At 36.3% G+C, this 13,760-nt stretch carries 6 protein-coding genes; all 6 read left to right on the forward strand.

Translation table 11 applies throughout. The annotated features are described in order from the left end of the window. Window positions 1-93 precede the first annotated feature (93 nt). The 6 genes from ACZIYX_RS05225 to ACZIYX_RS05250 all read left to right on the forward strand — a co-directional run bounded on the left by ACZIYX_RS05225 (window position 94) and on the right by ACZIYX_RS05250 (window position 13,673). Window positions 94-1,638, forward strand: a complete 1,545-nt coding sequence (locus ACZIYX_RS05225; RefSeq protein ID WP_462681148.1) for a hypothetical protein — start codon at window positions 94-96, stop codon at window positions 1,636-1,638. Between the two features lie 195 nt (window positions 1,639-1,833). Next, a complete protein-coding gene (locus ACZIYX_RS05230; RefSeq protein WP_462681149.1) occupies window positions 1,834-2,970 on the forward strand; it encodes an SPFH domain-containing protein in 1,137 nt (378 codons plus the stop codon). Between the two features lie 274 nt (window positions 2,971-3,244). Then, entirely contained in the window at window positions 3,245-4,348 is a 1,104-nt protein-coding gene (locus tag ACZIYX_RS05235; RefSeq protein WP_462681150.1) for a TFIIB-type zinc ribbon-containing protein, read from the forward strand. 648 nt (window positions 4,349-4,996) lie between these two features. Further along, the gene (locus ACZIYX_RS05240) at window positions 4,997-10,543 is read left to right on the forward strand and encodes a hypothetical protein (protein WP_462681151.1); all 5,547 of its coding nucleotides are present in this window, start codon (window positions 4,997-4,999) and stop codon (window positions 10,541-10,543) included. Between the two features lie 23 nt (window positions 10,544-10,566). Further along, window positions 10,567-12,483 (forward strand): YncE family protein, encoded by a 1,917-nt coding sequence (locus tag ACZIYX_RS05245; RefSeq protein WP_462681152.1) that lies wholly within the window; start codon window positions 10,567-10,569, stop codon window positions 12,481-12,483. Window positions 12,484-12,518: 35 nt separating this feature from the next. Then, window positions 12,519-13,673: an SCO family protein gene (locus ACZIYX_RS05250; RefSeq protein WP_462681153.1), complete on the forward strand. Its 1,155-nt coding sequence runs from the start codon at window positions 12,519-12,521 to the stop codon at window positions 13,671-13,673. The last annotated feature ends 87 nt before the right edge of the window (window positions 13,674-13,760 follow it).

Genomic DNA, 13,760 nt, shown 5'->3' on the forward strand with positions numbered 1-13,760 from the left:
TGAATATCCCCGCACTCTCTAATTCAATCAAAAATTAGAGAGTGTTACTTATAATGTTTTAATAAAATTATATAAATCAATATGATTAAAACAATGAAATACTTTACAGGCACTTTTTCCCGAATTGATTATCGCCACCCTAAAGGTTTAAAACTTCTTTTACCAAAAAACTTTCTTTATACAATTCAGAACAGGGTAAAATTAGACAATTTGAAGATTAAATTTAACTACGCAAAACCTGCTTTAAAGAAGTTTTATGCAATGCAAAATAGTATTAAATATTTCTATCTTCTTATGCTCATATTTACAGGAAGTTGTACAGATGAGTCTTTTTTAATAGACGAGATTCCTGATTCGGGTATTATTGATAATTTCAGTACAAATTGGCCATTGAAACACAATGCATATTCTTGGGATGGTTCCTGGGATCCTACCTCTGATGATTTCCCTATCGATGGCCTTTACGACAAGATTTATTTTGATGGACATAATGTGGAAGGGGAAACTTCTCCTATTTTGCCTCCTGGAAAATGGGATTGGAACACAACCTCATTATTGGCAAATTGGCGAGGGTTTTCAAACTCTGTAGGAAACTTTGACCTGCTGGTTGATGTTTCTGATCAAGAATTTGGTTGGAGACTCAATCGCAACATAATTACTGGAGTTGATGTGACTTCGCACCTAGAACTGTTTCACGGTTCACCAGGTACTGATATTATTGATTTAGGATTGCAAGGTTCTTTTAGTTCAGCTGGTAATCCTATTTATGGAGATCCTGTAAATTTTGGCGACGGTCCAGATATGCTAAGGTTTCGTCGCAGCCATTCTGCAGCAGTAAGAACAGGTTCTAGTGTAACAGGTCACCAACATGATAATGATTTAGTAATTATTGGAAGCGCAGAAGTACTAAATCCAGGGGTTTATGATATTATAACCACTAGTATTCATACAGGTCCGGGAAACGATCTAATTTTTGTAAACAACTGGGAAAGAGCAGCAATAGATGCCGGAAATGGAAATGATGGAAGAACAGATACACTGGACATTTATGATGGGACAGATATTGTTGTTATAGGAGGAAATGCACGTGATTTCAGAATCTTTGGCGGAAATGGCGGGGATCTTTTTGTCTGGCATATAGATGAAGTAAATCAACAGCCAAATACTTGGCTTGGTCCTAATTTTTTTGGAGGAGGAGCATGGGGAAATGCACTATGGTCTGATACTGGTGTTGATCGTTTAGTACTGGGAATCCCTTCTAATACCAAAATCGTTACTTCACCAGGAGATGTAGAACAAGGTACGCTACTTGTAATGATAGGCCATAATTATGAAACTGTAATTGACGAACCAACAGTTCATGATGAAACTGCAAGATATTACATCACTGCACCTCCTGGTCCAGATGGGCAAAAAACGATGACGTTGCAGTACATATCCATTAACGGTCATATTAATACTGCATACTTTTATATTACTGATATTGAAGAGCTTCAAATAGGTATCGGAAATGATGCAAGAGTTTTTCAATTGGATGATATTGAAGGAACAGCAACACTTAATACAACTATTGATGCAATTACTAACATTCCTTCCAGAAGCAACTTTACAATATTGATGGATAGCTTCCTTAAATGATATTTCCTAACGTTTAATCTAGTGAATTTTTCAAACAATATCTGGGTAACAACCGTACTACAAAAACATTGTTTTAAGAATTAAAAATTCAGGTTCCTGTTTATGTTCTGTCTACTTCAGATTGGATGAAAAAAATTTTTCTTCGATCATTCTATTTTCGTAGTTTTAAAACACAAATTAAAAACCAATTCATTCATGGGAATTTTTGACGAAATAAAGAAAAAACTTAGCCACGAGTTTATAGATATTATAGAATGGTTAGACTATACAAACGACACCATTGTTCATAGATTTGAAAGATATCAAAATGAGATTAAAAACGAGGCAAAGCTTATCGTAAGAGAAGGACAAACAGCCGTTTTTATAAACGAAGGACAATTGGCAGATGTGTTTACTCCAGGAACCTATACTTTAAACACACAAAACCTACCTGTTCTTACCACTCTAAAAGGTTGGAAATATGGTTTTAACAGTCCTTTTAAAGCAGAAGTGTATTTTGTGAACACCCGCTTATTTACCAATGAAAAATGGGGAACCAAAAACCCTATTACTTTAAATGATGATCGTTTTGGACTAGTAGAAATTCGTGCTTTTGGTACGTATGCTTTTAAGATTAACGATGCTGGTAAATTTGTAGTAGATATTGTAGGAACAGATGCTAATTTTACCAATTTTGAAATTAATGAGCATCTTAAAAGCTTAATTTCTACACGATTTACAGATACTATAGGCGAAGCTAATTTACCTATTGAGTTATACGCTGCCAACACCTCAGAACTATCTGATACTTGTCTGGAAGTAATGCAACACGAATTTAACTCTGTAGGTATTTCTCTCGAAAAATTCTTTATCGAGAATGTTTCTATGCCAGAGGAGCTGAAAAAAGAAATATTTGAATATAGCAGGATTGATAAATTAGATCTGGATAAGCTAACCAAATTTAAAACTGCAAAAGCTATCGAAGCTGCTGCTGCAAACGAAGGAGGAACTGCAGGTGCAGGAATGGGAATGGGAATGGGATTTGTTCTTGCACAGCAAATGGGTGGCATGATGAATCCTATGACAGGACAACAAACAATACAACCGCAACAAACTACACCCGTTGCTCCACCTCCAATGCCAGTACAAGTACAATACTTTTATGCGCAAAATAGCCAACAAGCAGGTCCGGCATCATTTGATCAATTAAAAGTATTATTTGCCAACAGAACCATAAATAAAGATTCTTTAATCTGGAAACAAGGAATGAGTAATTGGACAGCTCTTAAAGATATTGAAGAGTTAAAGTCATTTTTGGGCGGAAACACTCCACCACCATTACCAGGAGTATAATTTTATTTCGTTTACATTCGTGAGATTTATGAATGTTTAAAGAAAGAGGAGAACTAAAAATAATAAGGCTGTCAAAGTTTTTATCCAATAGATTATAAATTGATTTTTGACAAGTTCAGACCAATGCCATTACGTTAAAACAAAATGGTATTCGGGTATCCTATTGAGCTTGTCGAAATGTAATCGAAAACATAATTTTTACTGATATTCGATAAGCTTAAGCCGACAATTTATACTATTTTTAGCTTTTTAGATATCCTCATGATATTTATATATGGAAGAAGAAAAAAAAGCAGTTTCGGAACATAAAAAATCCTGTTCTAATTGTGGTGCAGAATTAAAATATAAACCTGGCACCTCAACCATAACTTGTGAATATTGTGGTCATAACGAAACGATTGCACCAAATCAAAATGGATTTCAGGAATTAGAACTTAAACCCTATCTGCAAGAAATGGGTTCTCTGTCACATTCTGAAGAAATCCTGATGTTACATTGCAAAAACTGTGGTGCAAATCAACATATTGAGGAAAACTATAAATCCTTACATTGTGTATATTGTACCATGCCTTTAATTATAGAAGATGCATATAAAGAAGACTGGATACTGCCGGGAGCTGTTCTTCCTTTTCAATTTGACCAAAAAAAATCACATCAAATATTTTCTAAATGGGTAAAAGGATTATGGTTTGCACCAAATAACCTTAAAAAAGCAACCTTAGATCCAGAAAATACCAAAGGACTATACTTGCCCTATTGGACTTTTGATGCGCAATTATACGCAAACTATACCGGGGAGCGTGGAGACTATTATTATGTAAATGTTCCTTATACCGAAACCGTAAATGGCAAAACAGTATCCAGAACACGACAAGAACGAAGAACAAGGTGGTTGCCCGCCAGAGGAAATGTATCTGGTTTTGTAGATGATACATTGATTAAAGCCTCCCACCAAAATAAAAACCCCATTCCGCAAAAAATAGCAAACTGGAACCTGAATGCGCTGGAGCCATTTAATACTAGTTTTTTAGCTGGTTTTGTAACCGAAAAATATACAATACCGCTAAAAGATGGGCATCTATCCTCTACCAAAGAAGCAGAAAAAATAGCTGTGTCCTGGGCAAAACGAGATATTGGAGGAGACACCCAAAGAGTACACCATGTAGATATGAGTTTAAGCAACGAAACTTTTAAGCATATTTTACTACCTGTATATATTAGTGCCTATCGATATAGTGGCAAAAAATATAACTTCTTTATTAATGGGCAAACAGGAGCCATCTCTGGTAACAGACCATACTCTTTTTGGAAAATATTTTTCTTTGTAGTGTTTATACTTGTTGTTTTATCTGTATTCTATTTATTTTCAAAAAAATAGCAATTCTATTTATAAAAAAACAGGCAGTTTATTTTTAATAAACTGCCTGTTTTTTTATGGATTCTTTAAAAGAAATGATTTCAACAGGTAATTCCATTCCTTATTCATATTCATTATTACAATTATACCTTTATTTTTTTATGGTTTTAACAGTGCAATAGAGTGAAATATTATTTCCTGTCCCTTCTTTGTAATTTCATCCTATTAAAAAAAGACAAATCGTTATATACTGACTATTAATTTCATTTTAAGAAAAAAACCATAAAGATTTACCCCTTTTATCATATTAATTTTTTTGTATTCAATATCATACTTGTTTCATAAAACTATTTAAGTACTGAATTGATTATAGCTCGATCATTAATAATAACAAAAGTTCAATGCTGTTTGAAGGTGTCGTATTTATAATAAAGAATATCATTAAGAGATAATCATTAACCTCGGGGCATGCTTCCGAAAGTATATTTTTTTTCGAGGCAAACCTCTGGAAATTAGATCCTAAAAAAGGAATTAAAATTATAATTCAACCATTAATAAAGTCTTTCTATTTCTTCTATTGATGGTAATATAACTAATCAAATACACAAATCAAAAGTTATGGTAGTTTCTATTCTAAAACCCTCCTGTTTTATAAAATTTCTAATGGTAATGCTCTTAATAAGTATCACCAACTTAACAAGTGCACAAATACAGTTACCAGTACAAGATACAGTGTATGTAGAAATGGCAGCAATCAACCAACCGTTTATGTACAATAGACTGGGAGCAGCTCAACCAACGGGAATGATCTTTGCACTAATAAGTGATCTTGACACAAACATCGCCTATCCCGTTCCTGACAACATTCTTGGTAAAGTACGTCTTAAATCGGATAAGCGTCCACGTCCAATTGTATTAAGGGCTAATAAAGGAAATATCCTGAAGATAAAGTTCACCAATTTATTGGCTCCTTATAATGGGACTGAAGTCGTGGATGCTTATGGAACTTCGCAACCTGGTACTGTAGATCAAAGTCAGGCATCAGGAATTTATCCTATGACCAGAGCAGCGGGAGTTCACATTCTGGGAACAGAAATGGTAAACAATATAAGTTCTGATGGTAGTTGGTCAGGAGCAAACCCATCCAGTCTGGCAAATCCCGGGGAAACCAAAGAGTATATATTGAGAGTACCTGAAGAAGGTACGTTTATGCTTTACAGTACCGGAGCAACCGTTGCTCCCGGAGGACAAGCAGGAGGACAACTAACCAATGGTCTTTTTGGAACTCTAAATGTGCAACCTGAAGGAGCAGAATGGTATAGAAGTCAGGTCACCGAAGCAGATTTAGACAAAACTATTACACATTATGAACAACTTCCAGAATATGCCAATACGCCAAATATCCGTGTAAATAAAAGCGATGTATCGGATATTTACGATATGGAAAGAACATTTCCAATTATAGATTATAATAAGAAGGACTCGAATGGGAAGCCCATCTTAAAAATGTATACAGAAAAAAAACATGCTAACGGAAGCGTAACCAGAACTTTAGTACATACAGATCTAACTGCTATAATTACAGGTCCCAATGCAGGTAATTTTACAGGAGACAGTCCTTCATTTTTTAAAGTTCCTGCCTCTCCAGACAGAAGAAGACCGTATCGGGAATTTGGTATTCATTACCATGAATCTCCCTGGACCGTGCAAGCATTTCCTATATTTTATCAAAATAACAATATTGCCAACAAGTTTGGAGGAGACAGTCTTTCTCTTAAAAATACCTTGGCAACCGGAAAAGATAATTTCTCGATTAATTATGGATCCGGAGGTATCGCGGCAGAAATTTACGCTAATAGAATTGGTGTAGGTCCCATGGCAGATTGTGATGATTGTGCTTATGAAGAGTTCTTTTTAAGTTCCTGGTCTGTAGGAGATCCTTCTACAATTGTTGACACCCCAGCTAATTCTGCATCTATAACTGCTCAGAATGTTACACAACAGAATCAGTTTTTAATGAATTCTAATCCCGCAGATTCTATTCAATTAGCGCCTCTTAAAATACCAAAAGCCAAAAAAGTGTTGTATCCAGATGATCCATCAAATGTGTATCACAGTTATATGAACGACCATGTCAAATTTAGAATTACCCATGCAGGAGCAGGTCTTACTCATGTACACCATCAACATGCACATCAATGGCTACATTCTCCTAATAGCGATGAGGGTCATTATTTAGATAGTCAAACGATAAATCCCGGATCATCTTATACCCTAGAAATGGTATATAACGGAAGTGGAAATCTAAATAAAACCGTAGGGGATCAAATTTTTCATTGTCACTTCTATCCACATTTTGCACAAGGTATGTGGGCTATGTGGAGAGTACATGATGTACTGGAACTAGGAACTAAATTAGATGCTAATGGAATTGCTGCATCAAATTCCAGAGCATTGCCTGATGGAGAAATAACTACCGGAACACCCATTCCGGGGCTTGTTCCGATTCCAAAAAGAGCGATGGCACCAGTGCCTTCTAAAATTCATATTGTTGACGGAGAAATTGTTATAGATGATCTTTCAAGAAACCCGGGATTTCCATTTTTTATTCCAGGAGTTTCCGGAAGCAGACCTCCACATCCACCAATGGATTTTGCAAAAGGTGCAATATATAACGCTGTTGGAGACTCTATTGGGTATGGACCACTTAACGGAGGGCTTCCCAGAAATGTAATTTATCAAGCCTCCGTTCCTTTTGAAAATCATACTCCTTATGATTGGACCAAAATTATAGAAGATATCGAGATTATTGAATTACCCGAGGACGGTACAGAAGTAGAAAAAGTAGCTATGGCTACCCATGCAATACGTAATCACCCTACAATGACTCCTGAAGGTGACAAAGGAGTCTTTATTTTAAATGGCTTGCCCCCTGTTTCAGGAGCGCCATTTGCTGATCCGGCAGTAGATCTTAATGGTAATAAAGTAGGAACAAAAAGAACTTACAAAGCAGCAAACATTCAACTGGATGTAGTACTTAATAAAAAAGGCTGGCATTATCCACAGCAACGAATTATTTCATTATGGGGAGATGTATCTTCTAATATCCAGGGGCAGAAACCACCAGAACCATTCTATTTCAGAGCGAACTCTAGAGAATATATAGAGTTCTGGCATACTAATTTAATTCCTGAATATTATGAACTGGATGATTATCAAGTACGTACCCCAACAGACATTATAGGACAGCATATTCACCTGGTAAAATTTGATGTAACCTCTTCTGACGGCGCAGCAAACGGATGGAATTATGAAGATGGAACACTTGCTCCCGATATGGTTACACATCGTATTGATGCAATCAATAATGGAGGAAAAAGATATACATACGCATATCAACCAGGAAAACCAATCACAGATGTAGCCTCCTACTCGGTCAATAAAAATGTATTAACCCCTCATGAACCTAATCCAATATGGGGGAATGCCCCTGAAGGACAAGATTGGAGAGGAGCGCAAACTACGATACAAAGATGGTACTCTGATCCTTTACTAAATAACAGAGGCGAAGACCGAACACTCAGAACTGTATTTACTCATGACCATTTTGGCCCATCCACGCATCAGCAAATAGGATTATATGCAGGATTATTGATAGAACCTTATAAATCAAAATGGATAAATCCAGTTACAGGAAAACCTTTAGGAATCGCCAATAATGGAGTGAAGCGTCCCGTTACAGTCAATGAAGTACAAAGAGAAGTAAGCGATGGAGGACCAACTAGTTGGCAAGCCAATATTGTAACTGAGAATATAAACGATAGTTATCGTGAGTTTATGTTAGAGTTTCAGGATAATCAACAAGCATATCTGCCTGATAGTAGAGAAACTGCAGATGTATATCCCGTTTTCCCCAAAGACTATTCTGGAGAAGCGAAAGTACAATTCATCGATTCGGTAAATGCATATACAGGATGGATGGATCCCGATAAAGCAATAAAAAATCAAGGTTATCCAGAATTAGTATCCTTTGGTTTTAGAGGCACCTATTCTATGAATTACAGAAATGAACCACTACCACTACGCGCATCTAAACCTGATGTAAGTGGTAATTATACCCAGGCTTCTAATCCTGCTGGTAATCTGGCAGATGTATATCGTTCTACAACCAACAGGGCAGATCCTGCCTTTAATACACAACCTGTAGGAGGTTCTCTTATTCCTGGCAGCAACACATTTAGGTATCCTGTAAACCCTATAGGACCTGATATGCAGGATGGTGACCCATACACTCCTTTATTTAGAGCCTATGAAAATGACAAAATCCAAATTAGAACATTAGTAGGAGCACACGTAACCTCTCACTTCTTTAATGTTCATGGAGTTAACTGGCTGTTTGAACCATCTAATAAAAATTCTGGCCTACGTTCTACACAGAATATGGGTTTATCTGAACATTTTGAAATGAATTTTCAATTTCCTGTAACAAATAAGACATCTGATAACGCTAATGAATTTACAGACTACCTATACGAAGCTAGTGCAGATGCATCTGGTAGACAAGGGGGGCTTTGGGGTTTAATGCGGGCCTATGATACTGCACAAGAAAACATTGTTCCATTACCAAACAATAATGTTAAAAAGGACCCTATAAAATCATTACCCAAAAACTGCGGTTGTCCTACCGGGGCAGCTAAGAGAACGTATAATGTAACTGCTGTTTCTATAGATCAATTAGGAGGGAACCTGATATATAATGAACGTTTTGGAAACAAAGAAGATGATGCTATTGTGTTTGTGAAAAATGAGGAGCTTGCTTCTGGAACCTGGAAACAAGAACCTCTGGTATTAAGAGCTAATGCGGGAGAATGTGTTGTAGTAAATCTTACTAATAAAATAACTAAAGGATTCGCTACTAATCCTGGAACTTATAGCTATCAAAGTAAAAGTGGAAAAGGTATCACCACAAGTTTGGTAGCTTCTTCTGATGTTGGTTTACACGCCGAACTATTATCTTATGATGTAGGTACGGATGATGGTGCCAATATCGGTCTTAATGCTCCTCAAACCGTAGCGATTGGAAAGAACAGAACATACCAGTGGTATGCAGGAAAATGGCAAGGAAATACACCGGTTCCTGTCGAATTTGGATCTGTAGTACTTTCTGCTCCTGATCCTTTAGAACAATATGTAAAAGGTCTTTTTGGGGCACTCATTATAGAACCCGCTGGTTCTAGATGGGTTGAGGATGTTACTTCATCACACTCAGCTAATATTTATGATAGCAATAATAATTTACTATTTCGAGAATTTGTAATGCAATTTCAAGATAATATTACTGTAGCTACAGATTCCTCTTCTGCTGGTTTTGCAACAGTAAATTATGCCATCAATTACAGATCAGAACCTATGGCGAGTAGATTACCTGATCCGAAAAGTAATAATTTGAATCAAAATGATTTGGCTGGTATTACCTCTAATGATTATTCTGGTAATGGCTATTATCCTGCGACTCCACATTTTGTAGCTAAACAAGGAGATCCACTACGTATTCGTTTGTTGCATCCCGGAGGTAACGGAAAAACGGAAACCTTTAATTTACACGGGCATGTATGGCAAGAAGAACCTTATACCGATAATTCTACCCGGCTAGGACATAATGACAAATCACAATGGTTTGGTTTTAGAGATCAGGTAGGTCCCTTAAACAGTTTCGACTTATTAATCAATAGTGCCGGAGGTGACAATAGAGTACCCGGGGATTATTTATACAACAGTATGCTTAATCAAAGTTTTAATGGTGGTATTTGGGGTATTATGACGGTTACAGATGGTTCTGATCATATCTATGTAGATAATACAGACACAAACGACAAGAAAACCACACTCCACGGAGTTGCTACTGTAGATCCGGAAACCGGAAAATTACCTGAACATGTTTCTCTTAAATTGAATGGAAATCAAATTACCAAAGAACCTGTTAAATCAGATGGAACCTGGGAGTTTAAAGGTCTTAATAAAAATGAATTAAATAAAGGCTTTGAAGTTAGTTCTTCTGAAGGAGCAGTTCTAAAAGGCAATAAAAGTTTACTAGAACACATAAAGGCGTACAAAAAAGCAATTTCAAAAGTTACAAATAAAAAAATTCATCCGTTGCTCCAAGAGGCAGGAGTTAAACCTGATCGTATTGAAAGTAAGAAAGTAAAAATGAATTAATTGAAATAAATAAAATACGTATTATGAGTTTCAAAATAAATCAAGCTTGCTGGAAAATCGTTTTATGTTGCCTTCTATGCATACAGTTTTCTATAGCGCAAGAGTCCTATCATAAATCGGTTGTAAAAGAAGGCATTAAAGTAGATTTTTCACTATCGCATCTTTCCGAAGATAAGGCGGTTGGAGAGTTTCGGGAAGGTGACCACGTATTGTTCCGGTTTAAAATTTCTGATACTATCTCTGGAAAACCACTTTCAGGATCTTTTCCCGCTGCCTGGATGGATAAAACCAATAAGAGCAGACCTGTAGATTGTGGTAGAAAAATCGTTTCCTATATAGAAGGAGGGTTGCTATCCAGACCAGAACTGGATCTTAATGTCTATTATGTATTAACACTTAATGATGATAACACCATCAATGTGGTAGATCCCCTATTCAGTTTTGGGGGATCACAATTACTAACGCAAATACAAATTCCGGGTACAGGATACGATTGGGTCGCTAAAGAGGATCAAACAATGGTCTATGTATCCATGCCAGATGCTAATCAGGTCGCATTTATCAATACATCAGACATGAAGAATACATACAATGTCGAAATCCCGGGACAACCAAAAGATATTGTTTTACAGGATGATGAACAGCATCTATGGGTAACTTATGACATCCCCGGAAGGTTTGAAACAACATCTGGTGTTGCGGTAATTGACACAGATAAAAAAGTGCTTGTAAAAACTATTGAAACGGGTACTGGAAAACATGATATTGTAATAGGAGGTACTAATGAGTATCTATATGTATCTAATCAAAGTAATGGAACCATTTCTATAATTGATATCCAATCCCTCAAAAAGATAAAAGATATTTCTATATCCGATGTTCCCATATCGCTGGCTTATTCTAAAAAAGCAAATGCACTGTACGCCGTTCATAAAACAAATGCAGTCATTAGTGTCATTGATGGTAAAACACATCAGGTTATTGAAGAAATACAGGCTTCACCCGGAATTAACAATATAGTTTTTACCCCAGATGGCAGACTGGGTTTTGTATTAAATCCCAAAAAGCATACGATAGATATTATTGATGCCGCTACCAATAGAATTGTACAGTCTGCCGATGTTGATGAGCAACCCGATGAAGTAAGTTTTTCTGATGAGCTTGCCTATGTAAGGCATTTAGGAAGTGAAACAGTTTGGATGATACCATTGGATGTTATAGGGACAGAAGGAACCGAAGTTCCCCTCATCGATTTTAGTGGGGGGCAAAATCCACCAGCATTGGGAGCCGCTCCAAATGGTGCTCCGGGTATTGTACAAGCACCAGGAGCTAATGCAGTACTAATATCTAATTATTTGGATAAGTCTATCTATTATTATTCTGAAGGAATGGCAGCTCCCAGTGGGCATTTTAGTACCTACGGAAAAAGACCAAAGGCCGTATTGGCTATTGATAAAAGTATCGAAGAAGTTGCTCCCGGAACCTATGAAACAACAGTGCAATTACGAACCCCGGGGGATTATGAAGTTAGTCTTTTTATGGATGTTCCTTCCTTTATGGAATGTTTTCCGGTAACCGTATTGCCAGATGAAACAAAAGAAAAAGAACGCTTAAAAAACGTTTTAGGTCCACTATCTATTAGTTACTTCCCAACTGGTAATTATGCAAAAGTAGATCAGGAAATATCCGTAACGTTTGAGTTACTTGACCTTAACACCCATACTCCGGTATCCAGTTTAAAAGACGTTAGGATAATGACTATGAATAGTGCCGGCAGAGGTCATCATGCGCTAATAGTAGAAGAGTCAGAAACAAAAGGTGTCTATAAGGCAAACCTAAAACTTGAAGAAGAAGGACTACATTACTTATATGTTGAGTGTTTATCACGAGGATTAACCTATAACAACCCTCAATTCTTGTCGCTATACGCTTACAAATAATATCATACGATCACTAAAACAAATCATCATCCATTATGAAAAATTTAAAAATAAGTATAATCGTTTTGATGACTCTGCTGTCGCAAACAATAATTTCACAAGCAAGCAAGGGAGCTAAAAAAGCCACATGTTGCACCATGTCCGATAAGGGAAAAATGAGTACACATTGCGATGAAATGGTATCTGCCATACCTAATGTACCTTTATTGAATCAATATGGAAAATCAGTAAATTTTCATGATTTAATTAAAGGAAAAGTAGTTGCCCTTAATTTTATTTTTACGAGCTGTAAAACTATTTGTCCTCCCATGGGAGCTAATTTTGCGCATCTCAAAAAAATGATGAATAAACGAGTAGAAAGCTCAGAATTGGTAATGCTTACCATAAGTATTGATCCGGTTACAGATACTCCGGAAAGATTGTTGGAGTGGAGTGAGAAATTCGGGGCAGGACCCGGATGGACCTTACTCACAGGAGAAAAGAAAGATATCAATACAATATTAAAAGAACTGGAAGTATACACTGCCCTAAAAGAAGAACACGCTCCAATTATACTATTAGGAAAAGAAGGTAAAAATAATTGGGTTCGGGCAAATGGTTTAGCAGAACCTAAAGAATTGGCAAAAACCTTAAACTCTTTTTTTGACTCCCCGACATTAGGGCATACAACTACAAAAAAAAGTAACGAAGAAACTCAAAATAAAGACGAAAATTATTTTACCAATGTAAAACTGATTAACCAACATGGAGATACCATGAGGCTATATGCAGATCTATTAAAAGATAAGGTAGTAATTATTAATCCTTTCTTTTCTGAATGCAAAGGTGTTTGCCCTGTGATGAGTAGTAATCTCGAGAAAATACAAGAACATCTTGGAGATCGATTAGGAAATGATGTACATATCATATCGATGACTGTAGATTATGAAACAGATCAGGGAGAAATTCTGAAAACCTATGCAGAAGCCTACAATGCTCGCGATGGTTGGTATTTTGTAACGGGAGAAAAACAAAACATCGAACTAGCACTAAAAAAACTTGGAAAAAGTGTTACAAATAGAGAAGGTCATGATGCTATTTTCTTAATTGGTAACCTTACTACCAAACTTTGGAAAAAAGTAAATGGATTAGCTGCAGTAGGTGATATTATAGCCCAAGTGGATAGTGTGCTTAACGATCAACTTGATTGATTTTGTAGAGGCTAAACCAACGTTAGAAAAAAATAAAAATTTATTCGCAGAACAAAGTATCCAGAAATATTTCCTAAACATTTTTAG

The organism is Aquimarina sp., assembly GCF_977115655.1.

Bases quoted from the DNA above. Each gene is read 5' to 3' on its own strand.
- ACZIYX_RS05225 (WP_462681148.1), top strand. From the start codon at position 94: ATGAAATACTTTACAGGCACTTTTTCCCGAATTGATTATCGCCACCCT.
- ACZIYX_RS05230 (WP_462681149.1), top strand. From the start codon at position 1,834: ATGGGAATTTTTGACGAAATAAAGAAAAAACTTAGCCACGAGTTTATA.
- ACZIYX_RS05235 (WP_462681150.1), top strand. From the start codon at position 3,245: ATGGAAGAAGAAAAAAAAGCAGTTTCGGAACATAAAAAATCCTGTTCT.
- ACZIYX_RS05240 (WP_462681151.1), top strand. From the start codon at position 4,997: ATGCTCTTAATAAGTATCACCAACTTAACAAGTGCACAAATACAGTTA.
- ACZIYX_RS05245 (WP_462681152.1), top strand. From the start codon at position 10,567: ATGAGTTTCAAAATAAATCAAGCTTGCTGGAAAATCGTTTTATGTTGC.
- ACZIYX_RS05250 (WP_462681153.1), top strand. From the start codon at position 12,519: ATGAAAAATTTAAAAATAAGTATAATCGTTTTGATGACTCTGCTGTCG.